The sequence below is a fragment of the Thetidibacter halocola genome (assembly GCF_018224955.1).
Lineage (GTDB): Bacteria > Pseudomonadota > Alphaproteobacteria > Rhodobacterales > Rhodobacteraceae > Thetidibacter > Thetidibacter halocola.
In genome coordinates this window covers 517,061-540,174 of sequence record NZ_JAGTUU010000001.1, presented here as the reverse complement: position 1 = coordinate 540,174, position 23,114 = coordinate 517,061, and the positions used below count along the sequence as shown (strand labels likewise).

Sequence of the window (23,114 nt, the reverse complement as noted above, 5' to 3'; positions counted from 1 at the left end):
GGCAGGACATGTCGGAAACGCCGGTCGACGACCTTTCCATCGAACAGGCGCGGGCCGAACTGGCCCGCCTTTCTGCCCTGATCGCACGCGCCAACCAGGCCTATCACGCCGAGGACGCGCCAGAGATCAGCGATGCAGAGTATGACCGGCTGAAGCACCGCAACGCCGAGATCGAGGTGCGCTTCCCGGATCTAAAGCGCGAAGACAGCCCGACAGAGCAGGTCGGTGCCGCGCCGGCCGAGGGTTTTGCCAAGGTCCGGCACGCGGTCCGGATGATGTCGCTCTCCAACGCCTTCGCGGCCGAGGATGTCGCCGATTTCGACCGTGGCATCCGCCGGTACCTGGGCCTGTCCGACGACGCAGTCCTGGCATACACGGCCGAACCCAAGATCGACGGTCTGTCGTTGTCGCTGCGCTACGAAGACGGGGTTCTGGTGCAGGCCGCCACCCGGGGCGACGGTGCCGAGGGTGAGAACGTCACCGCCAATGCCCGCACCATCGACGACATTCCCGAACGCCTCACCGGTGCGCCCGCGCTGCTCGAGGTGCGCGGCGAGGTCTACATGAGCCATGCCGATTTCGCAGCGCTCAACGAGAGACAGGCGGCGCGGGGCGGCAAGACCTTTGCAAATCCGCGCAACGCCGCAGCGGGCAGCCTGCGACAACTCGACCCCGCGATCACCGCCGCCCGGCCTCTGAGGTTCTTCGCCTACAGCTGGGGTGCGCTGTCGGAGCCGCTGGCCGAGACGCAGATTCAGGCGATCGCGCGCCTGTCCGCGCTGGGCTTCCAGACCAACCCGCTGACCGAGCGCTGTGACGGACTGGCCGACATGCTGGTGCATTACGCCGCGATCGAGGCGCAGCGCGCCACGCTGGGCTATGATATCGACGGTGTCGTCTACAAGGTCGACGACCTCGCCCTGCAACAGCGCCTCGGGTTCCGCTCGACCACCCCGCGCTGGGCCATCGCGCACAAGTTCCCCGCCGAACTTGCCTGGACCCGGCTCGAGGCAATCGACATCCAAGTGGGCCGCACCGGCGCGTTGTCTCCGGTCGCGCGGCTGACGCCCGTCACCGTGGGCGGCGTCGTGGTCAGCAACGCAACCCTGCACAACGAGGATTACATCGCCGGCCGCGACAGCACCGGCAACCCGATCCGCGACGGCAAGGACATCCGCGTGGGCGACTGGGTGCAGGTCTATCGCGCGGGCGACGTGATCCCCAAGATCGCCGACGTGGACCTGTCGCAGCGGCCCGCGGACGCGCAGCCCTTCACCTTTCCCGAAACCTGCCCTGAATGCGGCTCGGACGCGATCCGCGAGGCGGGCGATTCCGTGCGCCGCTGCACCGGCGGCATGATCTGCCCGGCGCAGGCGGTCGAAAAGATGAAACATTTCGTCAGCCGTGCCGCCTTCGATATCGAGGGGCTGGGGGCGAAACAGGTCGAACAGTTCCACCGCGACGGCTGGATCCGCGAACCGGCCGATATCTTCACCCTGCGCGACCGCTTCGGCTCTGGCCTACAACAGTTGAAGAACCGCGAGGGCTGGGGCGAGAAATCGGCGACCAATCTCTTCGCTGCCATCGACGAGTGCCGCCGCATCCCGCTGGGCCGGCTGATCTTTGCCCTGGGCATCCGCCATGTGGGTGAACAGGTCTCGACCCTGTTGGCGCGGCACTATGGCGGCTGGGAAGCCTTCGAGCAGGCGATGCGCGACGCCGCCCCAATGGAGGGGCCCGCCTGGGACGACCTGCTGTCGATCGACGGTGTTGGAACCGTGCTGGCGCAATCGCTGGTTTCGACCATGAACCAGGAGGCCGAGCGCGCCTCGATCGACCGGCTGGTGGCGCATCTGGACGTGCAACCGGCCGAACGCCCCCGGACCGAGGGCAGCCCGGTGGCGGGCAAGACCGTCGTCTTTACCGGGACGCTCGAACGCATGACCCGGGCCGAGGCCAAGGCGCGGGCCGAGGCGCTGGGCGCCAAGGTCGCGGGCTCGGTCTCGGCCAAGACCGACATCGTGGTGGCCGGGCCGGGCGCGGGCAGCAAGGAGAAGAAGGCGCGAGAGCTGGGCCTGACCGTTCTGGACGAGGATGGCTGGCTCAGCCTCATCGGCGGATGAGCGGACGGCCTGAACCGCTCTGGCCGCTGTTCGCGGACCTCAAGGGGCTGGACGGTGTCGGCCCCAAGACCGCCCATGTTCTGGTCCAGGCGGGAATCGAGGCGCCGCGCGACCTGCTGTTCACCCTGCCGCACGCGGTGATCGACCGCCGCTTGTGCGACACGGTGCAGGACGCGGACCTGCCTGGAACGCTGACTGTGCGCGCACGGATCGGACAGCACCGCCCGCCGCGCAAGAAAGGCGCGCCCTACCGGATCGAGGCCGACGACGCCCGCACCCGGTTCCAGATCGTCTTCTTCCACGGTCGCACCGACTATCTCACGCGGATGCTGCCCAGCGGGCAGGAGCGGATCCTGTCCGGCAAGGTCGAGTTGTTCGATGGCATCGCGCAGATGGTCCATCCCGATCACATCCTGCCGGTGGACGAGGCCGCGACCCTGCCGGAATTCGAGCCGGTCTATCCGCTGCATGCCGGGATCACGCAGAAACTCATGGCGCGGGCGGTGGCCGACATCCTGTCTGACCTGCCCGACCTGCCGGAATGGATCGATCCGGCGCTGCTGGCGCGCGAGGGCTGGCCGCATTGGGCCGAGGCGTTGCGCCGGGCGCACGAGCCCGAGGATGCCGCCGCGCTGGCGCCCGAGGATCCGTCGCGCCGCCGCCTCGCCTATGACGAGCTTTTCGCCCATCAACTGACACTCGCCCTCGCCCGGGTGCGGCGCCGCCGGTCGCGCGGCACGCCGACGGTGGGCCACGGGCGGCTGCGCGACAAGGTCCTGCGCGCGCTGCCCTACAAACCCACCGCCGCCCAGACCCGCGCCATCGCCGAGATCGCCGCAGACATGGGCCGCACCGAGCGGATGAACCGCCTGTTGCAGGGCGATGTCGGCGCGGGCAAGACGCTGGTCGCCTTCATGGCGCTGCTGGTCGCGGTCGAGGCGGGCGGGCAGGGCGTTATGATGGCGCCGACGGAAATCCTCGCCCGCCAGCACCTGGACGGATTGCAGCCGCTGGCCGAACAGGCGGGCGTCGTGCTGGAGATCCTCACCGGGCGCGACAAGGGGGCCGAGCGGCAGTCCAAGCTGGCTGCGCTGGCGCGGGGCGACATTCAGATCCTCGTCGGCACCCACGCGGTTTTCCAGGCAGACGTCGATTTCCACGATCTTCGGCTGGCCATCGTCGACGAACAGCACCGCTTCGGCGTTCGCCAGCGGTTGGAACTGGGCAAGAAGGGGCAGGGCGCGCATGTGCTGGTGATGACCGCCACGCCGATCCCGCGCAGCCTCGCACTTGCCCAATACGGCGACATGGACGTGTCGGTGCTGGATGAAAAGCCACCCGGCCGCAAGCCGGTCAAGACCGCGCTGGTCTCGACCGAGCGGATGGAGGAGGTGGTGGGCCACCTGCGCCGCGCCGTGGCCGAGGGGCGGCAGGCCTATTGGGTCTGCCCGCTGGTCGAGGAAAGCGAGGTCAGCGACATGGTCGCCGCCGAGGCGCGCTTTCGCCATCTGCGCGCGGCGCTGGGCGAGGATGTCGTGGGCCTGGTCCACGGTCAGATGCCCCATGCGGACAAGGACGCCGCGATGGCGCGCTTCGTCTCTGGGCTGACCTCGGTGCTGGTGGCGACAACGGTGATCGAGGTGGGGGTGAACGTGCCCAACGCCTCGATCATGGTGATCGAGCAGGCCGAGAGTTTCGGCCTCGCGCAACTGCACCAGCTGCGCGGCCGGGTCGGGCGAGGGGCCGCCGAATCCACCTGCCTGCTCATGTATCGGCCGCCGCTGGGCGAGTCGGGGATGAAGCGCCTGACCACCCTGCGCGAGACCGAGGACGGGTTCCGCATTTCCGAGGTGGACCTCGAAATGCGTGGCGCGGGTGACGTGATCGGCACGGCGCAATCGGGCCTGCCGAAGTTCCGCATCGCCGACCTGGAACGGCAGGCGGGGTTGATGGCCGTGGCGCAGAGTGACGCGCGACGGCTGCTGGCGGACGATCCGAAACTCGACACTCCGCGCGGGCAGGCGGCCCGCCTGCTGCTGTGGCTGATGCGGCAAAACGAGGCGATCCGGTTGATCGGTGTGGGATGATCCCGTGTGCAGCGGGAACACCGTCAGCCGGACCGCCCAAGTCGGGGGATTGCTGATTTGTTCTCAAATGTTCTCAAAAAGTTCTTTACATACGGTTAACGGTGTGAGAACAAAGGGTCAACAGACGAGAACATCGGAGAACGAAGATGATCCAGACCGTGACCGACGCCATGAGCCGCAACAAGGCGACCCTTTGGCAGGATGCGCTGGGCGTCATCAGCCTTTCGGTGATCCTGTTCGGTGCGCTGCACCTGCCCGCCCTGATCTGATTTCTGCCTGCGTGTTCCGCCCGGGCCCCGCATCCTGTCCCGATGCGACTGCCTGTCCCCCTTCGGCGCTGCCTGCCGAACCGGCCCGGCGATTCCAAGACGCGCATTCCTCCGCCGCCTCCCAAAAGGAGTGCGGCGGTTTTTTTACAGCCGGTAGGCCAGCCGCAGACCGCCCCAGTGGCGGCCCTGGACCCGGATCGGGGCAGACAGATCCTTCATCATCACGAAAGTGCCGCCGCCCATGTCGCGCCGGTAGACCTGCAACAGGAAGGGCCGTTCGTTGCGCCCGGCCTTGAGTCCAACACGGTCGTCGAAGATCCGGCGGTTCCGGCAGTTGGCGGCGTTCCACACGGGGTCGTTACCCTGCGGCTGGGAGAACTTGCGATTGTGCGTCGGCAAAAAGCCGTTGCGGTCAACCGCTGCGCAGAACACCACGCGTGGGTCGCGGTGCAGGACCGGCTCCTGGATCGGCGGCAGCAGCGCGTCGGTCAGGTCGGTGAAGGCGGTGCGCACCTGCTGCGGATCGCTGCCGGGGATCGGGCGATAGGTGGTGTCGAACAGCTGCGACGGCGTGATCCGCCCCCGCGCGATCGCATCCTCGAAGGCCAGCACGATCTGACCGGCCAGGTCCTGCACCAACGTGATCATCGGCGAGTCGGCGCCGTCGCCGCCCAGTTCCACCGTCTGCTGGAGGATTTCCTCGGACGTGTCGACCAGCGTCAGGCACCGGCGCGCCGCCTCGTCCACGCCGTGGGTCACTTCGGTGACGAAACGATCCATCCCCGACAGGACCGGGCGCAAGCCCTCTGCCGCGCCGCGCGCTTCGGCCGCGCTTTCGGAAAGGCCTTGGGCGTCCGCGCCCACCTTGCCGATCCGTGCCTGCAATTCGTTCAGTGCGGCGTCGGTACGCGTCGCGTTGGACAGGATTCCGTCGGCGATGCGCGCGTTGCGCGCGGCGCCCGCCTGCAAGCCGTTAAGCCAGTCCGACAGGTGCGACACCGTGCCGGAGACGGATTCGGCGGCGCGCGCGGTCTTTTGACTTAACTCGTTCACCGCGTCGGCGACGATGGAAAACCCCTTGCCCGCTTGACCGGCGCGCGCTGCCTCGATCTTGGCGTTCACGGCGAGGATCGAGACCTGGCTGGCGATGTCGGAAATCTGGATGTTGGAATTGCGGATGGCCATGACCATCTGCTGCACCGTCTCGCCCTGGGCATGGACGCCGTTGACCCATTCGGCCAGCCCGCGCGAGGCGTGCCCGCTTTCGGCCAGGACCGCGCTCGAGTCGCGCATCCGGTCCACGGCCTCGGCCGACTGCGTCGCCATGCGCGCCACGGCCTGCTGCATGTGATCCACCGCCGAGTCGAGCCGGGCGCGATGCCGCGCGACATCGCCGAGCGCCGCGGACTGGTCATGGCACTGGCGGTCAAGATCGGTGAGAAAGGCGCTGACCTCGACCACCTCGCGGCCGAGGCCTGAGGCGTTCCGCGTCAGCGCCGTCAGGGTTCCAGAGTGATCCGGGACGGGAAATTCAGGTTCGGGGCGCATCGCTGCTCCTGTCGCTTGCGGGTCAGCGATACAGTGCAAGCGGCGAAGAAACGGTTAAGCGGATTGTGCCTCGGCAGCCTTTTCGGCGGCTTCGCAGGCCGCTTCGATCGACAGCAGGATCGAGGCGTGGCGGTTCTTGAAATCCGCCGCGGGGCGCAGCACCTCGAACCCGTCGAAGGGCGCGGCCGGGGTCGGTCCGCCCTCCCTGAGCATGGCGCGCAACCCGTCTCGGGCGGCGCAGAGCTCGACCGGCGTACGGCCGATCGCGGCCCCACCGACGATGGCGGCGGCAGCCTGGCCCAACGCGCAGGCCTTCACGTCCTGGCCGAATTCGGCGACGCGGCCATCCTGCATGGCGAGGTCCACGGTGACGGTCGAGCCGCAGAGCGGAGAGCGCTTGCGCACCGTCACCTGCGGCGCGTCCAGCCGGCCGAGATGGGGGATGTCCGCGGCCAGTTCGAGGATGCGCCCGGAATAGAGCTTGATCAGATCCGTTTCGCCCGACATGGCTTTTCCTTTCCGATTGCGACCCATAGATAGGGTCTGATCCGCGCGCATCAAACAGGTTTTTTCCCATGTCCTTCGATCCTGCGACCTTGGTCTATGACGAGCGCGGCCTCATCCCCTGCATCGCGCAGGCGGAGGGGACGGGCGAGGTGCTGATGATGGCCTGGATGAACGCCGATGCCGTGGCGCGCACGCTGGAGACCGGGTGCGTCACCTATTGGTCGCGCTCGCGGCAGGCTTTCTGGGTCAAGGGCGAGACATCGGGCCATACGCAGACGCTGGTGGACCTGCGAGTCGATTGCGACCGTGACTGCCTGCTGGCCGTGGTGAAGCAGGAGGGGCCAGCCTGTCATACAAACCGGCGGTCGTGTTTCTATACTTCTGTGGTCGGTGAAGAGACCGAGCTGATGGCGCCCATGGAGGGTTGAGGACCGGGGCTCTGCCCCGGACCCCGGAGTTTATCCGGCAAGATGAAGGGGCTGGACGGTTCAGAGCCCAACGAGACGGCGGATGTCGGCTGGGGTCGCGCCCTCGGCCCGGTAGGTGGCGATGGCGCGGGCGTCGTCGCGTTTCGCGAGGCGTTTGCCCGCGTCGTCGCGGATCAGGCGGTGGTGGTGGTAGACCGGCCTGGGCAGGCCCAGCAGCGATTGCAGCAGGACATGGATCTTCGTCGCCTCGAACAGGTCCCGGCCGCGGATCACGTGGGTCACGTCCTGCGCGGCGTCGTCGACCACCACGGCGAGGTGATAGGCGGCGCCGAAATCCCTGCGTGCCAGAACCACGTCGCCGATGGTGTCGATCATCTCCTGTGACGTGAACTCGACCAAGCCGGACTCTTCCCTTTGGCCGCTGCCGGTTTCGGTGAAGCTTGCGACATGATGCCAGCCGCCATCGCGGGTCTCTATACGATGGGTGAAGGCGGGGGCGAGGCGGGTGGCGTTGTCCATGTCGAGGCGCAGCGTGACACCCTGCGGGCGGGGGTGGTCCTCGGGAAAGGTCTGTTCCATCGACCAGCGGGCGCGGCAGGTGCCGGGATAGACGAGGCCGTCGGGGCCCTCGACGGGGATGCCTTCCTGCGGGGCTGACAGCGCCTCGCGGATGTCGCGGCGGGTGCAGGTGCAGGGATAGAGCAGGCCCATTTCCCAGAGCCGGTCGAGCGCGGCCTCGTACTCGGCCATGTGTTCGGATTCGCGGCGGCAGGGTTCGGGCCACCAGAGACCCAGCCAGCGCAGGTCGTCTTTCAGTTGCGCCTCCCATTCCGGGCGCGCGCGGGTCTGATCGAGGTCGTCGATCCGCAGAAGGAAGGTGCCGCCTGCCTGCATCGCCCGGTCATGCGCGAGGATCGCCGAATAGGCGTGGCCCAGGTGCAGCGGGCCGGTGGGCGAGGGGGCGAAGCGGGTGATCATCCGGCCCCGGCGCGGGTCATTCCGCCGCCGCGCCTTGGGCCGGGCCCTCGCCCTGGGCCGCCAGCCAGTCGGTCCAGGCGGCCTTGGCGCGGTCGGTGTAGCCCTTGTAGCGCTCCTTGCGGCCCCGCCGGCCGCCACGCACGTCGTCGAGCGGGCGGAACAGGCCGAAATTGACGTTCATCGGCTGGAAGGTCTTTGCCTCTGCCCCGCCGGTGATGTGGTGGACAAGCGCGCCGTGGGCGCTGTCCTGCGGCACCTCGGGCAGGGTCTGACCGGCGATCTCGGCGGCGGCCATGCGGCCGGCCAGCAGGCCCATCGCGGCGGATTCGACATAGCCCTCGACCCCCGTCACCTGGCCGGCGAACCGGATGTTGGGCCGGGCGCGCAGGCGCATCTGCGCATCCAGCAGCGTGGGCGAGTTGAGGAACGTGTTGCGGTGGATGCCGCCGAGCCGCGCGAAACTGGCGTCCTGGAGGCCGGGGATCAGGCGGAACACCTCTTTTTGCGCGCCGTATTTCATCTTGGTCTGGAAGCCCACGATGTTGAACAGCGTGCCCAGCGCGTTGTCGCGGCGCAACTGAACCACGGCATAGGGTTTCTGCTCGGGCGTGTGGGCGTTGGTCAGGCCGATGGGCTTCATCGGGCCGTGGCGCAGCGTCTCGCGGCCGCGCTCGGCCATGACCTCGATCGGCAGGCAACCGTCGAAATAGCCCGCGGTTTCGCCCTCGTGGAACTCGGTCTTGTCGGCGGCCAGCAGCGCGTCGATGAATGCCTCGTAGTCCGCCCTGGTCATCGGGCAGTTGATATAGGCCTTCTGCTCGTCCTCGGTCTCGCCCTTGTCGTAGCGGGACTGCATCCAGGCCGTTCCCATGTCGATGCTGTCGGCATGGACGATGGGTGCGATGGCGTCGAAGAACGCCAGCCGGTCGGCACCGGTCACCGTCGCGATCGCCTCTCCCAGCGCGGGCGAGGTCAGCGGGCCGGTGGCGAAGATCCATTGCCCCTGATCGGGCAGGTCGGTGACTTCCTCTTGGCTGACGGTGACGTTCGGATGGGCATGCAGCGTGTCTGTGACGGCCTGCGAGAACGCCTCGCGGTCGACGGCCAGCGCGCCGCCGGCGGGCAGGCGGTGGGCGTGGGCGGTGCGCATGATGAGGCTGTCCGCCGCCAGCATTTCCCAGTGCAGCAGGCCCACGGCGTTCTGTTTGTGGTCGTCCGAGCGAAAAGAGTTCGAGCACACCATTTCGCCCAGCTTTTCGGTCTGGTGGGCGAAGGTGCCGACCTTGGGGCGCATCTCGTGGATCACGACCCGGATGCCGCGGTTCGCCGCCTGCCAGGCGGCCTCGGACCCAGCCATGCCGCCGCCAACGATGTGGAGTTCCTGTGTCATGGCGCGGATGTAGAGGATGAGGCGCAGTCTGCCAAGGGGGCGGGCAGGGGGCGTCGCTACACGCCAACCGGAAAGCGGGCCTTTGGTTTTGCCACGCGCGCCACCCGCGGGTCATTGGAAGTGACGCTGCGACGGTTTACACAAGGGAGCGAACAGCGAACAGGGGAGACGGAACCGATGAAAAGAACCTTTGTCTTGACCGCAGCGATGGTCTTTTGCGGTTTTTCGGCCTGGGCCGAAAGCCATGCGGCGGACGCCAAGACCGCCGAAACGGCCGAAGCCGTCACGATGGAACAGGAGGTGGACCTCGAGGCGGCCGAGAAGATCTTCCGCAAATCGTGCCGGGCCTGCCACGGCAACAAGGCGCAAGGCGCGTCGAGCTATCCCAGCCTCTCGGACAAGGAGCCGGCCTATATCGTGGAGAAGCTCGAACGCTATCGGGCGGGCGAAAAGTTCGGGCCGAATTCGGTGCTGATGATCCAGCACGCCAAGAAACTGTCCGATTCGGACATCGTGAGCCTCTCGGTCTACGTCACCACGGCATTCGACTGACGACGACCGGATCCGAAGTGGCGCGAAAGCGCTCAGTGGCGCCCATGAGATAAGCGTTGACGGTTCGGGGGCCCAAGAACTACCGTGTTACGGTAGTCTCTGGGCATTTTGAACTTGACGCAGGACCCACATTGACAGTGGCAACCGGCGCATTCGGAAGCGGCTAGAGGACTGCTTTTTGGGAGGAAAAGATGAAACGCGTGAACTTTCTATCCGCTCTGCCTGTCGTTGCGTCCCTGCTTGCCGGGACCGCGATGGTCACTTCGCCGGCGCTCGCACAGAATGGCATGAACACCACCATGCTGCAGTCCGAGGTCGTCCTCGACGGTCTCGACAACCCCTGGGACATGGCCTTCCTCGATGACGGCACGATGCTGTTCACCGAGAAATGCAAGGGCCTGTCGGTGCGCATGCCCGACGGCACCGTGAACGCGCTTTATGGCGTCGGCGCGACCGAGGGCTATGCATCGAACGGAGCAGACCTGTTCTGCGAAGGCCAGGCCGGCATGATGGGCGTCGCCTTCGATCCGGATTTCGCGAACAACCGCCGGATCTACGTCTATTCGACGTCGAACATGTCGACCCCGCACACGAACCGCCTGATGCGGTTCACCGTGAACGAGGATTTCACCGCGGTTGCCGACCGGACCGACATCGTCGATGACGTGCCCTACAAGATGGCAGCGTCGAACCACCCGTTCGGCGGTCCGGGTGCCCACAATGGCGGCCGCGTCCGCTTTGGCCCCGATGGCGCGCTGTGGCTGACGACCGGCGACACCCATAACGGAATGGTGCCGCAAAGCCCGACGATGATGGGCTCCAAGGTTCTGCGACTGGACACGGATGGCAACGCGCATCCCGACAACGCGCCGCCCGAAGGTTTCGACAAGCGGACCTACACCTACGGCCACCGCAACGTGCAGGGCATCGCCTTCCACCCTGAAACCGGACAGGCGATCACCGCCGAGCACGGGCCGTGGCATTCGGACGAGATCACGATCCTGCGCAACGGCGGCAATGCCGGCTGGGATCCGCGGCCGAACATGGCAGGCCGTGGCGATTGCCCGGACAACTACTGTGGCTACAGCCCGAACCAGGAAGAGGGCATGAACCGCTACGAGCGCGCGGCCTTCATGCCGATGACCGACTTCGACACCTATCCCGACGCCATGCCGCCGATCTGGAACAACAACGGCTGGTCGCAGGGCACGTCTTCGGCTGCGTTCCTGAGTGGTGAGGCCTGGGGGGACTGGGACGGTGCGATGGTCGTCGGCATCATGGGGATCGGCTTTGGCGGCACCCCGATCGGTCAGCGGATCGACGTGATCCACTTCAACGATGACAACACCGACGTCGAGGACGTGACCGAGATGACCCTGCCGATGGAACCCGGACGGTTCCGGTCGGTCGTCATGGGACCGGATGGCGGTCTTTACACGGCTATCGACGAGGGCACGATCTACAAGCTGACCCCCGGCAACTGAGCCACCTTGTGCCGCGCGACCCTGTCGCGCGGTCTACTTCCCAAAGACCAGCGCCTCGGAAAGTTCGAAGCGCTGGTCATCCACCCGAACGTGGTAGATCCCGTCAGACAGGTGCCACTCCGTGTCGGTGCCCACGCCCGACATGGTCGCATTGCCCCGCAGGAACGCCCTGTCCGAGAAGATGAGCGTTCGGGAAAAGCCGTTTGCGAATGTCACGACGACCGCCGCCGACCCATCGGCGCGGGCAACCGCCGCGCGGCATGTTCCAAGCGACTGGCCAACCTCTTGTGCACAGCCGACCTCGCCCGTCGCGTCGAAGGCGCGCGCCTTGGCGCGCTGGGTCGCCGTCATGGCGTCCGAGGCAGCGATTGCTGGCGCAACGAGGGCCAAGATCACGAGTGTCGCCAGCACGTCTGTACGCATTGCGGTCCTCCTCGTCCCACCCCGTCAGCATGGCGGCTTTTCCTTGGCAGGGCAACGTCTCGCCACCCGGGACAGCCATGGTGCGCTTGGCGATCATCAGGCAGACCATGTTTCCACAGATCCGCCGCCATCCGGCCTGTCCGGTGCCCTGCGACCTCTGACGCCCCCAATGCCGGCAACGAGGTGGACTCCTGTGTCACGGCGCTGATGCAGAGGACGCGGCGTTGTCCGCCGAAAGTAAGCCGCGATTGGCGGGACAGAGCTGTCTCCGGCTATTCGAGTCCAAGCCAGACCTTGTTCAGACTGGCAGCATCTCCCGCGACAGGCGGCGTGCTGATGCTAGACAAGCAAGACGCCGACAAGCATTTCCTGCGCTTGCGAGTTCACCGTTTGGGCGAGTTGACGCGCGCGTCCCATGATCCGTCGAACTACCGGATACATCGGGACTTGGGCAACCGGAATGCCAAGTGTCATAGGAGATAGCGTTGTGATCGCACCGATATTGACCAGTTTGACAAGATGACTTTGATGAATGCGGCGCGTGCCGCCAATGACCGTTTCCAGGCGACACGGTACAACACTCGATCCCGCCGGGCCACTGACCGTAAGCGGCACAGCGGCTGCATCATAGCGGAATCGAAAATCGGTGATGTCACCGGAGAAGAACTTTTGCCGTAGCGGATAGTGTAGTTGCATGGACGTCTGGTGAGTACTGTAAAGTTGCAACGGACCGGCGCCAGAAGTAGCGCCACGCGGGGCCAGACCTCGACCATGTTGAGATCCGCTTCCACCGGCGACATAAGTCAACAATGCGGTGTCACCATCACCACGACTGGTGTTTACGACTGCGAAATACCCAGTATTGAAAGACATTGAAGTGTTCCTTTTGATAGAAACATCGTCATTTCTTGTGGCTACAGGTCAATGACCACCTCGTAAAGTATGGCTTTGCCTACCGGTGGGTCGCATTTCGCCAAGTGGCTTGGTCAGCAAGGGACACTTTGGCTGCAAGTCCGACAAGCGTTGATGTCCCTGCACGGCGTAGCGAATTGACCGCCGGGAAAAGCCATGCGGCAGCGCGTGATGTCGTGACAAATGTCCGCACGGGGCCGTTTGCCGCTTTCGGGCTCTCATTGCCAGAAAGTGCGATCCCTCGCCAGGCGAACGGTCAAATCGATCCCGCCGCCGTCTGTTCAACGGTTACGACCAGTCCGGCTTGCGCTTTTCCAGGAAGGCGCTGATGCCCTCCTCGGTGTCGCGCCACAGCATGTTCTCGACCATGACCTGTGCGGTGTGATCGTAGGCCGCCTCGAGATCCAGTTCCAGCTGGTCGTAGAAGGCGCGCTTGCCGATCTTGACCGCCGCCGACAGCTTTTGCGCCACCGTCTCGGCCAGCGACTGCGTCTCGGTCTCCAGCCGTTCCGCCGGCACGACCCGGTTCACCAGCCCCAGCGCCTGCGCCTCGTCGGCGTCGATGAAGGTGCCGGTGGTCAGCATCTCGAAGGCGCGCTTGCGCGGGATGTTGCGGCTGAGCGCCACCATCGGGGTCGAGCAGAACAGCCCGATATTCACCCCGTTCACGCCGAAACGCGTGCCTTGTGCCGCCACTGCCATGTCGCAGGAGGCGACCAACTGGCAGCCCGCCGCCGTCGCGATGCCGTGGACCTGCGCGATGATCGGCTGCGGCAGGCGGGTCAGGCCCGTCATCGCCCGGGCGCAGCGCGAGAACAGGTCGGCGAAATAGGCGCGGCCCTTGTCCTCGGCCTGGCGTCCCGCCTGCATCTGTTTCAGGTCGTGCCCGGCGCAGAACGCCTTGCCCGCGCCCGACAGCACGACGACCCGCGTCTCGCGATCCTCGGACAGCGCGTCTATCTGCGCCTGCAGCGCGGCCAGCATCTCGTCCGAGAGCGCGTTTAGGCGCTCGGGCGCGTTCATGTGCAGGAATGCGATCCCCTCGCGGTCGTGGCGTAACAACAGTTCCATCTTGTTCCCCCCTTCGGCTTGCGCGAACCATAGCGGCGCAATGCGACGGAGGAAAGAATGAGCATCGTGATCGGCGCGGAGGAGATGGCGCACTACCTCGACGAGGTGTTTCCGCAGGTGCGGGGCATGTTCCGGATCGACGAGATCTCCGAGACCCGCGTGGTCATGCGGCTGGTCGCGGACGAGCGCCACCTGCGGCCGGGCGGCACCGTGTCGGGTCCTGCCATGTTCAGTCTGGCGGACGTGGCGGCCTACGTGGCGACGATGAGCCGGATCGGCAAGCAGGCGCTGGCGGTGACGACGCATTGCTCGATCGACTTCATGCGCAAGCCGGTCTCGGGCGTCGACCTGCTGGCAGAGGCGCGTATCCTCAAGCTGGGGCGCAGCCTGAGCGTGACGGATGTGCTGCTGTATTCCGATGGAACGAGCGCGCCGGTCGCCCATGCCAGCCTGACCTATTCCATCCCGCCCGCGCGCTGAGCGGCGTGGGCCCGACGTCTTCCCGTCAAGGCGAAAGGGCGGGCCGCGTTTGGAACCGCGCCGGACTTATCGAAACCGCGGCGGGCGTTTCTGCATCCGCGCCATGACGGCCTCGACCTGGTTGGGGCGGCCGATCACCTCGGCCTGCAACTCGGCCTCCAGCCGCAGGGCCGCGGTGCGAGAGGCGAGCCAGGCGTCGTTCATCAGGCGCTTGTCGCGGCGGATCGCATCGGGGTTGCGCCCGGCGATGTCCTGCGCCAGCGCGCGGGCCTCGGCCAGCGGATCGACGGCGAGGCGCGTGACCAGGCCGATATGCGCGGCCTCGTCCGCCGCGACCTTGCGGCCGGTGAACAGCAACTCCTTGGCGATGTCGGCGCGGACCAGCCGGGGCAGGGTGGTGGCGATCCCCATGTCGGGGATCAGGCCCCATGTGATCTCCATCACTGACAGCCGTGCATCCGCTGCGGCCAGCCGGATATCGGCCCCCAGCGCCAGTTGCAGACCCGCGCCAAAAACCGCACCCGACAGCGCCGCGATCACCGGCACGTCGATCTCCTGCCAGACGGTGCAGGGCTTCTGGAACGGGTTGGCCGTCTCGCCCTCGGGCACCTCGTGCAGCCTCGCGATCAGGGCGGCGGGGTCTGGATTGGCGGTGAACACCGCCGTGTCGATCCCCGAGCAGAAGTCCGGCCCCTCGGCGCGCAGGATCACGGCGCGGATGGCGCGATCGGCGGCGATCGTGCGCCCGGCCTCGGAGAGGGCGTCGAACATCGCCAACGACAGCGCGTTGCGCTTGTCGGGGCGGTTCAGCACGATCTCGGCCACGGGGCCGTTTCGCTGGATCAGGACAGTATCGGTCATGTCTCTTCCCCTGTCTGGACGGGGTCAGACTAGACGCGGGCGGGCGGCGATGCAGCCGTTCCGTTGCGTGACGCGCTCAGGGCATCAGGCGGCGGACATAGCCGGGCAGGGCGAAGGCAGCCAGGTGCACCTCGGGCGTGTAATAGCCGGGTTCCAGGCCGGAGGCGGCGAAGCGCGCCGCAAGCTCTGCCAGCGGCAGCGTCCGCGCGTCGCCATCCGTGCCCCAGCCGAAGGCCATCGGCCCGCCCGCATAGGTGGGGACCGTCGCGAGGTAACAGGTGGCATCCGCGAACAGCGGCTTGAAGGCGCGCATCGTGTTGGTCAACTCCGCGCCCTGCATGAAGGGCACGCCATTCTGCGTCACCAGGATGCCGCCCGGACTCAGGGCGCGTTTCGCATGGCCATAGAACGTGTCGCTGAACAGCACCTCGCCCGGTCCGGCCGGATCGGTCGAATCGACGATGATGACGTCGAACCCGCCCGCCGTGTCGCGCATGAACCCGGCGCCATCCGCGATGACCAGCTCCAGCCGCGGGTCGTCGAAGGCGCCCTTGCTGAGCATCGGCAGGTATCGTTTCGAGAAGTCCACCACCGCCGCGTCGATCTCGACCATCGTGACCTTTTCGACGCGACGGTGTTTCAGCACCTCGCGCGCCATGCCGCCATCGCCGCCGCCCACGATGCAGACCTGCCGGGCGGCGCCATGGGCAAGGATCGGCACATGGGTCATCATCTCGTGATAGATGAAATTGTCGCCCTCGGTAGTCTGTACCACGTCGTCCAGCGTCAGCACCCGGCCGAACCGCGGGTTGGAAAAGACCCGCAGGCGCTGGTGGTCGGTCGCGCTGTCATACAGCATCTCGTCGGCGCGCAGCGCTTGCGCCCAGCCGTCATGCAGCGGTTCGCGGATCCAGTCGGCCATGTCGGGCCCCTCCGTGCAAAAGGGTGCTGGCCTGCGCCCGCGCCCCGGTCGTGTGCGCAGGCGTCAGGCGGCGATGCCCGCCTCTGACACCACACCCTCGCCGCGCCTGAGTTCCTTGACGCGCACATCCTTGGTCCCAAAGGCGCAGGCCAGCACGTCGACCGCCATCCACGGGCGCGCGTCGCCGCACATGAACACGTCGAAGGCGCCATAGCCGATCTCGGGCCAGGTGTGGACCGAGATATGGCTTTCGGCCAGCACGGCCACGCCGCTTATGCCCTGGGGGCTGAACTTGTGCGTGTGGATATGCAGCAGCGTCGCTCCGCAGGCGTCGACGCAGTCACGAAAGGCCTGCTGGATGCGCGGCTCGTCATCCAGCCCATGACCGCCCACCACCTCGATGATCAGATGGGTCCCGGCAAAGACCGTGCCGTCGCGGCGGATGAAATGGTCGTCGCGGGTCGCGTCGAACAGGTCGCGCGGTGACGCTGCGGGGGGCTCGACGGTCGGGGCGGGGCCCGGGGTGGTGTCTTCCTCCTGGGCGCCTGTTTCCAGACCGTACCCCAGTTGGAAGAGGGTGGCGTCGGTCATAACACGTCCTCCTTCAATCCAGCAGTGCGTTCCAGTCGGTCCCTTAGCGCCCCCCGAGGTCGGTGCCGGGTTGGGATCGGTTCCGAAAGTCAGATCGACGTAAGGGGCGCTCGCGACTCGATCAAGGATTTTCCCGGCGTTCCGGCGGATTTCACGCAGCGCGCGAAAAATGAAAAAGCGGGCGCGGGGCCATGCCGCCGCGCCCGCGAGTGTCCGGCGGGGCAGGGATCACCCGCGCCAGAACGGTTTGACCGCTTCGAGTCCGGCCTCGGCGCGGCTCAACCCGACATCGTGCAGCAGGTGATCGTCGAGCTGGGCCAGGGCCTTGCGGGTTCGGTTGCGTTGCGACCATTGCGCCAGCACGACGGCCACGCGCAGCGCGATCTCGGCGGTCACGGGCAGCGGGGCGGCCCGGTCCAGAAAGGCGAGTGCGGGGTGGAGCATCGTCTGTGCCATGAGCATATCCTCGTGAATTGTATCGACACAATTGGCTTGATTGCCGTATTTGTATTGATACATTGCCTCCAAGCGACCGTCGAACGAAAGATTGTCATGGATACAATTTCGGATCTTTATGAGTCGCGGGCCGATCTGCCCAAGTATCGCGCCGTGGCTCAGGCGGTGGAGACCGCCGTGCGGCAGGGCCGGATGACGCCGGGCGATCGCCTGCCGCCGGTGCGCGACCTCGCCTGGCGGCTGGGCATTACGCCGGGCACGGTGGCCCGGGCCTACACGATCCTCACCGACCAGGGGCTGGCCGTGGCCGAGGTGGGGCGGGGCACCTTCATCGCTGATCCGGCGATCAAACCTCGCGCGCTGCTGCCCGATCCGCCCTGGTCTGTCGAGGCCACCGAAACGGAGATGCGCATCAGCCTTGCGGCCCCCAAGCTGCCCGATTGCGGTCAGGTGCAACTTGTGCGCGATGCCTTCGCCCGGCTGGCCGAGCACCCGGCGCAACGCCTGCTGAACTATCCCAGCCGCAGCGCCTTTCGCCCCGCGCGCGAGGCGGCGCTGACCTGGTTGTCGGACACGCCAATGGGCGCGGTCGAGCAGGAAGACCTCATCCTCAGCCATGGCGGTCAGAACGGCATCGGCCTTGTGATGCAGGCGGTGCTGCGGGGGCCGCGGCCGGTGGTTCTGGTCGAGGACCTGTCCTATCCGGGGTTTCGCCGCGCCGCCGACCTGCTGCGCGCCGTGGTCGTGCCGGTGCCGATGGACGAACACGGCCTGATCCCCGAGGCGCTCGACGCGATTGCCGCGCGGCATGATGCGCAGCTGCTCTGCACCTCGCCCGAGGTGCACAACCCGACCTCGATCGTCACCCCGGCCTATCGGCGCGAGGCGATCGCCGAGGTGGCACGGCGGCGCGGCTTTCACGTGCTGGAGGATGATTGCTACCGGATCGGCGCAAGGGTGGGCATCGGTTATCGCGCGTTGTTGCCCGAACAGGGCTGGCTGGTCGCGTCCTTTTCAAAGGCGATCACGCCGGCTCTGCGCATCGGCTTTGTCGTGGCGCCGCAGGGCGCGCGGGCCGACCTGCGCAGGGTGGCAGAACACGGCTTCTTCGGGCTGGCGCAGCCGCTGGCCGACCTTGCAGCCGACGTCCTGAGCCGCCCCGACCTGCCGCGGGTGCTGGCGGCAGTGCGCGAGGAATACACCCGTTACGTGCGCGTCGCGGTGAACCAGCTGGGCGGCCATGACCTGCGCTGGCGCGAGGACGTGCCGTTCCTCTGGCTGACCCTTCCGGCCGGCTGGCGCGCGGCGCAGTTTGTCCGCGCCGCCGAGGCCGCCGGGGTTCAGCTGCGCGCCGCCGACGATTTCGCGCCCCGCGACGGCAACGCGCCGCACGCGGTGCGCATCGCGGTCAATGCCCAGGTTCCGCTGGCCGCCTTCGAGGACGCGGTGGGGCGTATCCGGGCGCTGCTGGAGAATCCGCCCGAGGGGATCGCTGTCTGATGTGGGGTATAATAATACCTTAATTTCAAGATATTGTTTTTGAATGGTTATTTCGAAAGCATGCCGCTTGACGGCAAAATCCGCTCGGCTATAACGCGGCAATCGGATTCCGGGCCGTCCGCATTTGCGTGCGGCCCGCTTCAATCGAACGGGATACACGATGAAAACCTTCTCTGCGACTCCGGCAGACATCGACAAGAAGTGGATCGTGATCGACGCCGAGGGCGTCGTTCTGGGTCGCCTCGCCTCGATCGTTGCCATGCGGCTGCGCGGCAAGCACAAGCCGTCCTTCACCCCCCATATGGACATGGGTGACAACGTCATCATCATCAATGCCGACAAGGTCCAGCTGACCGGCAAGAAGCGCGAAGAGCACTTCTACTGGCACACCGGACATCCCGGCGGGATCAAGTCGCGCACCAAGGCGCAGATCCTCGAGGGGACGCACCCGGAACGCGTGGTGTTCCAGGCCGTCAAGCGCATGCTGCCGGGCAACCGCCTGAGCCGCAGCCAGCTGACCAACCTGCGCATCTATGCAGGCGCGGCGCACCCGCACGAGGCGCAGTCGCCCGAAGTGCTGGACGTCAAGTCGATGAACAAGAAGAACACGCGGGTTTAATCATGGCAGATCAGATCAACTCCCTCGAAGAGCTGGGTGCCGCCGCTGGCGTCACCGCCGCTCCCGCCGTCGTGGAAGCCCCGCGCGAGCCCGTTCGTGACGCGCTGGGCCGGTCCTATGCCACCGGCAAGCGGAAGGACGCGGTCGCCCGCGTCTGGATCAAGCCGGGCTCCGGCAAGGTCAACGTCAACGGCAAGGACATCAACGCCTATTTCGCGCGTCCGGTGCTCCAGATGATCCTGCGCCAGCCCTTCACGGTGGCCGGTGTCGAAGGCCAGTTCGACGTGATGGCGACCGTCAAGGGCGGTGGCCTGTCGGGACAGGCCGGCGCGGTCAAGCACGGCATCTCGAAGGCGCTTCAGCTGTATGACCCGTCGCTGCGGTCTGCGCTGAAGGCGGCGGGCTTCCTGACCCGCGACTCGCGCGTCGTGGAACGCAAGAAGTTCGGCAAGGCCAAGGCCCGCAAGAGCTTCCAGTTCTCCAAGCGCTGATCCGACGTTTCGCGATCTTCAGGGGGCCGTCCTTCGGGGCGGCCCTTTTTCGTTTCGCCGCGCCCTAGAGACCGGTCCGCGCCGCCGGGGCCGGACTCCTGCGGGGCGATGGGCGGCTTCTTTTCCGGCGGCAGGGTCGCGCATGGGTGTGCCATGGGCAGGGCCTGCATCTGCCTATTTTCAGTGTCTCGCTCTTGCCATGCCATCGGTCGGCGATTTCTTGCTTGGTCAATCGCGCCAGATGCCTGCCCGGCAGGGCGTTCAAGATTTAATATATAATAAAAACAATTGTTTGAATTTCGCGCATCCGATCAAACCGACGAATGGCCCTCGAAGGCGCCCTGTCTCTGGCAATCCCATATGCGGTTCCTATTTGTAACAGAATTGTGACACGCGCCGTGCCAAGCGCACCGGTGCAACTGAAAGGGCCAGCTCTCGATGACCGATTACTCGGACCTGATGGATCTTGGACTGCGCTTCGGCGTGAACTGCACGGCGATGGCGATCCTGGTATTCGGCCTGTATTACAATCGGCACGGGGACAGGATCCTTGCGACAACGGCGGCGATGTTCAACATCTTCGCCTTCGCGGTGCTGGGAAAGCTGTCCAGCGTCGAATTCGGGTTGGCGGCCGGCTTTGGTCTGTTTGCGATCCTTGCGTTGTTCAACCTGCGTTCGGAACAGATCGGGCGGATCGAGATCGCGTATTTCTTCGGTGCCATCGCGATCGCGGTGATCTGCTCGATCCAGGGAACCCCGATTCTCAACGTCGTTGCGATTTCCGCGCTTGCCCTGCTCGGCGTCTATGTCGTGGATCATCCTGCGCTTGTCAGAGGGTCTCGCGCCGTGACCGTGACGCTGGACCGGATCGATCCCCAGTTGCTGAAAGACGAGCGCGAAATGACCGGGGTCCTGACCGAACGGCTTGGCGTCAACGTGACGGGCTATGACATCGTCAGCCTGAATTACGTGAACGAACTGGCCATCGTGAACCTGACCTACAACAAGAAGCCGAGGGGAAATGCCGAATGATCGAGAGGCGCTTCGAACCGATTTCGCTCGCCGACCTGAACGCCAAGGCGGAAATGCTCACCCGTCTGGATAACAAGTATGTTGTCCCGATGGAGGTGCTCGAGCGGGCGAGCCTACGCCTCGCCAAGCATTTCGACATCCTCGAGATCGACGGGAAACGCAGCTTTGGCTACCGGACCCAGTATTTCGACACGCCCGACCTGTGCAGCTTCCGTCACCATGTGCAGGGGCGGCGGCGGCGCTCGAAGGTGCGCACCCGCCATTATCTCGACGCGGACATCTGCTTTGTCGAGGTCAAGCTGAAGACCCGCCGCAAGATAACCGTCAAGAAACGGATGGCGCACGACCCGGACATGCTCGACCGACTGAACGAGCCCGCGGCGCGATTTGTCGATGACGCACACCATCATCTCTACGCGCGCGGGGGCCTTGCCGCCTATGATCCCGTCATGCAGATGCAATACGAACGGATGACCCTGGTGGCGCGCACCGGAGGAGAGCGGTTGACCATCGACCGATCGCTTCAGTTCTGGGACGATCGCTGCAGCGAACGGATCTCGGCCGACATGGTCATCATCGAAACGAAATCCGCATTCGGGCGCGGCATTGCAGACACCGTCCTGCGCGCCCAGGGGAATCACCCGGTGGGGTCGTGCTCCAAGTATTGCATCGGTCTGGCGGCCCTGGGCATTGCACCGCGATACAACAAGTTCATGCCGGCGTTCCGCCGGTTGCTGCCGCATCTGGCACGGGACGGGCCGGAACATCTGGCTGACCGTCTGGCGAGTTTCGACCAGCCGATGGCGCGTTGCGCCTGAGACCGTGATCGGCGTTCCGGCGCGATCGCAACACCGTGCCGTGCACCACTGTCACCCGTCCGGCGGCAGCAGGCCCAGCCCGCGCAGGTAGATCCCGATGCCCGATTCCAGCAGGTCCTCGGGCGGAAAGGGCGCACGGGTGCCGGGCGAATTGCGCGCGAAGAGTTCCACCACGCCGTGGCTCATCGCCCAGATATGGGCCGAAAACATCTGCGGCGGCGGGCGTTTCTCGGGCGGGATGTGGCGGCCGAGATCGGCGGCGGCCTGTTCCAGCACACTGCGCGCGCGGCTCGACGCCGCAGCCAGCTCTGGCGAACGGTTCACGCCGATGCCGCTTTCGAACATGGCGATGTAATGGCCGGGATGCTTGCGGGCAAAGGCCAGATAGGCCCGCCCCGTCGCCTCGAAGGCCGCCAGAGCCGAGGGCTGGCCGCTGTCATAAGCGAATTGCATCACGTCGGCGAAAATCTCGTAGCCCTGCTTTGCTGCCTCCGCGATCAGGTCCTCGCGGCCGGCAAAATGGCGGTAGACGGCGGCGGGGGTCACGCCCGCCTGCTTGGCCGCCTCGGACAGGGTAAAGCCTGCCGGCCCCTTCTCTTCGATCAGGGACAGCGCCGACTCGACCAGCGCCTGCCGGAGGTTGCCGTGATGGTAGCCGCGCTTGACCATGTCAGGTGCCCGGGATGGCGTGGGTGCGCTCAACCATGCCAGATCTCCGGTCCGCCGACGATCTTCGGATCGCAGGCGCCCAGGGCCTTTGCGTCCCTGTTGGAGTAGTCCAGCCGGGTCAGGACATGGCGGATCGACTCGATCCGGGCGCGGCGCTTGTCATCGGACCGGATCACTGTCCAGGGCGCCTCGGCCGTGTGGCTGCGCTCCAGCGTCTCGGCGATGGCGGCGCTGTAGGCGTCCCATTTCTTCAGCCCCTCGACGTCGATCCAGCTGAGTTTCCACTGTTTCAACGGATCGCCCTCGCGTTCGAGGAATCGGCGCAGCTGTTCTCCGCGGCCCACGTTCAGCCACAGCTTGACTAGGACGATCCCCTCTTCGACCAGCATCTTCTCGAAATCGGGAACCTGGGCGAAGAAATGTTCGCGCTGCGCGTCGGTGCAGAAGCCGAAGACCTTTTCCACCACGCCCCGGTTATACCAGGACCGGTCGTAGAACACGATTTCTCCGCCTGCGGGCAGGTGGTCGATGTAGCGCTGGAAATACCATTGCGTCGCCTCGGTGTCCGAGGGTTTGGACAGCGCCACGACCCGCGCGCCGCGCGGGTTCAGGTTCTCGCGCAAGCGCTTGATCGTGCCGCCCTTGCCGGCGGCATCGCGCCCCTCGAAGACGATGGCAACCCGGGCGCCACTTTCCTTGACCCAGGCTTGCATCTTGACCAGCTCGATCTGCAGCGCCTCCATCGTCTTGTCGTAATGCTTGCCCTTCATCTCCTCGGCATAGGGAAAGCCGGGGTCCAGGATGGCGTCCTTGTCGGCGCGGGCGATGGCGTCGCGGATCTCCTGGGGGGCCTCCTGAGCGTGAAAGCGCGAGATCGCGCCGTCGAAGGGAAGGGTCATCGGG

General features: G+C 66.1%; 25 protein-coding genes. 12 read left to right on the top strand and 13 right to left on the bottom strand.

Translation table 11 applies throughout. From position 1 onward, the window contains the following. The first annotated feature begins 8 nt into the window (after positions 1-8). From ligA to KB874_RS23095, 3 genes are all read left to right on the top strand, one after another. A complete protein-coding gene (gene ligA, locus KB874_RS02405) occupies positions 9-2,123 on the top strand; it encodes an NAD-dependent DNA ligase LigA (protein WP_212534938.1) in 2,115 nt (704 codons plus the stop codon). Continuing rightward, positions 2,120-4,210 carry an ATP-dependent DNA helicase RecG gene (gene recG / locus KB874_RS02400; protein ID WP_212534937.1) on the top strand — a complete coding sequence of 697 codons (2,091 nt, stop codon included), beginning with the start codon at positions 2,120-2,122 and terminating at the stop codon, positions 4,208-4,210. Before ligA ends, recG begins: the two co-directional genes overlap by 4 nt. A 146-nt stretch (positions 4,211-4,356) precedes the next feature. Next, complete coding sequence (locus KB874_RS23095; RefSeq protein ID WP_283053496.1) at positions 4,357-4,479, top strand: hypothetical protein; 123 nt, start codon at positions 4,357-4,359, stop codon at positions 4,477-4,479. A 144-nt stretch (positions 4,480-4,623) separates the two neighbouring features. Here the strand turns inward: KB874_RS23095 and KB874_RS02395 are convergent, their stop codons facing one another. Both KB874_RS02395 and KB874_RS02390 read right to left on the bottom strand, forming a co-directional pair. Next, the gene (locus KB874_RS02395; RefSeq protein ID WP_212534936.1) at positions 4,624-6,027 is read right to left on the bottom strand and encodes a methyl-accepting chemotaxis protein; all 1,404 of its coding nucleotides are present in this window, start codon (positions 6,025-6,027) and stop codon (positions 4,624-4,626) included. Between the two features lie 54 nt (positions 6,028-6,081). Further along, positions 6,082-6,534, bottom strand: coding sequence for an iron-sulfur cluster assembly scaffold protein (locus KB874_RS02390; protein ID WP_212534935.1), 453 nt, complete (start codon positions 6,532-6,534; stop codon positions 6,082-6,084). Positions 6,535-6,602: 68 nt separating this feature from the next. On the opposite strand from KB874_RS02390, the gene hisI reads away from it, so the two are divergent. Beyond that, positions 6,603-6,962 (top strand): phosphoribosyl-AMP cyclohydrolase, encoded by a 360-nt coding sequence (gene hisI, locus KB874_RS02385; protein WP_212534934.1) that lies wholly within the window; start codon positions 6,603-6,605, stop codon positions 6,960-6,962. Between the two features lie 60 nt (positions 6,963-7,022). Here hisI and gluQRS read toward each other — a convergent pair whose 3' ends face one another. Together gluQRS and trmFO are read right to left on the bottom strand one after the other, a co-directional pair. Beyond that, on the bottom strand, positions 7,023-7,940 hold the full coding sequence (gluQRS, locus tag KB874_RS02380) for a tRNA glutamyl-Q(34) synthetase GluQRS (protein ID WP_212534933.1): 918 nt from the start codon (positions 7,938-7,940) through the stop codon (positions 7,023-7,025). Between the two features lie 16 nt (positions 7,941-7,956). Further along, positions 7,957-9,330, bottom strand: coding sequence for a methylenetetrahydrofolate--tRNA-(uracil(54)-C(5))-methyltransferase (FADH(2)-oxidizing) TrmFO (trmFO, locus tag KB874_RS02375; protein ID WP_212534932.1), 1,374 nt, complete (start codon positions 9,328-9,330; stop codon positions 7,957-7,959). Positions 9,331-9,507: 177 nt separating this feature from the next. On the opposite strand from trmFO, the gene KB874_RS02370 reads away from it, so the two are divergent. Both KB874_RS02370 and KB874_RS02365 read left to right on the top strand, forming a co-directional pair. After that, a complete protein-coding gene (locus KB874_RS02370) occupies positions 9,508-9,882 on the top strand; it encodes a c-type cytochrome (RefSeq protein WP_212534931.1) in 375 nt (124 codons plus the stop codon). Positions 9,883-10,073: 191 nt separating this feature from the next. Beyond that, complete coding sequence (locus KB874_RS02365; protein ID WP_212534930.1) at positions 10,074-11,366, top strand: PQQ-dependent sugar dehydrogenase; 1,293 nt, start codon at positions 10,074-10,076, stop codon at positions 11,364-11,366. A 33-nt stretch (positions 11,367-11,399) separates the two neighbouring features. Here KB874_RS02365 and KB874_RS02360 read toward each other — a convergent pair whose 3' ends face one another. From KB874_RS02360 to KB874_RS02350, 3 genes are all read right to left on the bottom strand, one after another. Then, the gene (locus tag KB874_RS02360) at positions 11,400-11,789 is read right to left on the bottom strand and encodes a hypothetical protein (protein ID WP_212534929.1); all 390 of its coding nucleotides are present in this window, start codon (positions 11,787-11,789) and stop codon (positions 11,400-11,402) included. 339 nt (positions 11,790-12,128) lie between these two features. Further along, on the bottom strand, positions 12,129-12,662 hold the full coding sequence (locus KB874_RS02355) for a hypothetical protein (protein WP_212534928.1): 534 nt from the start codon (positions 12,660-12,662) through the stop codon (positions 12,129-12,131). Positions 12,663-12,989: 327 nt separating this feature from the next. Next, positions 12,990-13,772 (bottom strand): enoyl-CoA hydratase, encoded by a 783-nt coding sequence (locus tag KB874_RS02350; RefSeq protein WP_212534927.1) that lies wholly within the window; start codon positions 13,770-13,772, stop codon positions 12,990-12,992. Positions 13,773-13,829: 57 nt separating this feature from the next. Between KB874_RS02350 and KB874_RS02345 the strand changes: the two genes are divergently transcribed. Then, positions 13,830-14,252, top strand: a complete 423-nt coding sequence (locus tag KB874_RS02345) for a PaaI family thioesterase (RefSeq protein WP_212534926.1) — start codon at positions 13,830-13,832, stop codon at positions 14,250-14,252. Positions 14,253-14,318: 66 nt separating this feature from the next. Here the strand turns inward: KB874_RS02345 and KB874_RS02340 are convergent, their stop codons facing one another. The 4 genes from KB874_RS02340 to KB874_RS02325 form a co-directional block, all read right to left on the bottom strand. Next, positions 14,319-15,113, bottom strand: coding sequence for a crotonase/enoyl-CoA hydratase family protein (locus tag KB874_RS02340; RefSeq protein ID WP_212534925.1), 795 nt, complete (start codon positions 15,111-15,113; stop codon positions 14,319-14,321). 76 nt (positions 15,114-15,189) lie between these two features. Continuing rightward, the gene (speE, locus tag KB874_RS02335) at positions 15,190-16,035 is read right to left on the bottom strand and encodes a polyamine aminopropyltransferase (protein ID WP_212534924.1); all 846 of its coding nucleotides are present in this window, start codon (positions 16,033-16,035) and stop codon (positions 15,190-15,192) included. A 63-nt stretch (positions 16,036-16,098) separates the two neighbouring features. Continuing rightward, positions 16,099-16,626 (bottom strand): adenosylmethionine decarboxylase, encoded by a 528-nt coding sequence (gene speD, locus KB874_RS02330; protein ID WP_212534923.1) that lies wholly within the window; start codon positions 16,624-16,626, stop codon positions 16,099-16,101. A gap of 228 nt (positions 16,627-16,854) precedes the next feature. After that, positions 16,855-17,082, bottom strand: coding sequence for a DUF1127 domain-containing protein (locus KB874_RS02325; protein WP_212534922.1), 228 nt, complete (start codon positions 17,080-17,082; stop codon positions 16,855-16,857). 96 nt (positions 17,083-17,178) lie between these two features. Between KB874_RS02325 and KB874_RS02320 the strand changes: the two genes are divergently transcribed. The 5 genes from KB874_RS02320 to KB874_RS02300 all read left to right on the top strand — a co-directional run bounded on the left by KB874_RS02320 (position 17,179) and on the right by KB874_RS02300 (position 21,542). Next, entirely contained in the window at positions 17,179-18,582 is a 1,404-nt protein-coding gene (locus tag KB874_RS02320) for an aminotransferase-like domain-containing protein (protein ID WP_212534921.1), read from the top strand. A gap of 160 nt (positions 18,583-18,742) precedes the next feature. Beyond that, complete coding sequence (gene rplM / locus KB874_RS02315) at positions 18,743-19,201, top strand: 50S ribosomal protein L13 (protein WP_212534920.1); 459 nt, start codon at positions 18,743-18,745, stop codon at positions 19,199-19,201. Positions 19,202-19,203: 2 nt separating this feature from the next. Further along, on the top strand, positions 19,204-19,692 hold the full coding sequence (rpsI, locus tag KB874_RS02310; RefSeq protein ID WP_212534919.1) for a 30S ribosomal protein S9: 489 nt from the start codon (positions 19,204-19,206) through the stop codon (positions 19,690-19,692). Positions 19,693-20,130: 438 nt separating this feature from the next. Next, positions 20,131-20,724 carry a DUF4956 domain-containing protein gene (locus tag KB874_RS02305; protein WP_212534918.1) on the top strand — a complete coding sequence of 198 codons (594 nt, stop codon included), beginning with the start codon at positions 20,131-20,133 and terminating at the stop codon, positions 20,722-20,724. After that, on the top strand, positions 20,721-21,542 hold the full coding sequence (locus tag KB874_RS02300; RefSeq protein ID WP_212534917.1) for a polyphosphate polymerase domain-containing protein: 822 nt from the start codon (positions 20,721-20,723) through the stop codon (positions 21,540-21,542). The genes KB874_RS02305 and KB874_RS02300 overlap by 4 nt, the downstream gene beginning before the upstream one ends. Positions 21,543-21,593: 51 nt before the next feature. On the opposite strand, the gene KB874_RS02295 is transcribed toward KB874_RS02300, so the two are convergent. After that, the gene (locus tag KB874_RS02295; RefSeq protein ID WP_212534916.1) at positions 21,594-22,211 is read right to left on the bottom strand and encodes a TetR/AcrR family transcriptional regulator; all 618 of its coding nucleotides are present in this window, start codon (positions 22,209-22,211) and stop codon (positions 21,594-21,596) included. 29 nt (positions 22,212-22,240) lie between these two features. Continuing rightward, positions 22,241-23,110 carry a polyphosphate kinase 2 gene (gene ppk2 / locus KB874_RS02290; RefSeq protein WP_212534915.1) on the bottom strand — a complete coding sequence of 290 codons (870 nt, stop codon included), beginning with the start codon at positions 23,108-23,110 and terminating at the stop codon, positions 22,241-22,243. Between the last annotated feature and the right edge of the window lie 4 nt (positions 23,111-23,114).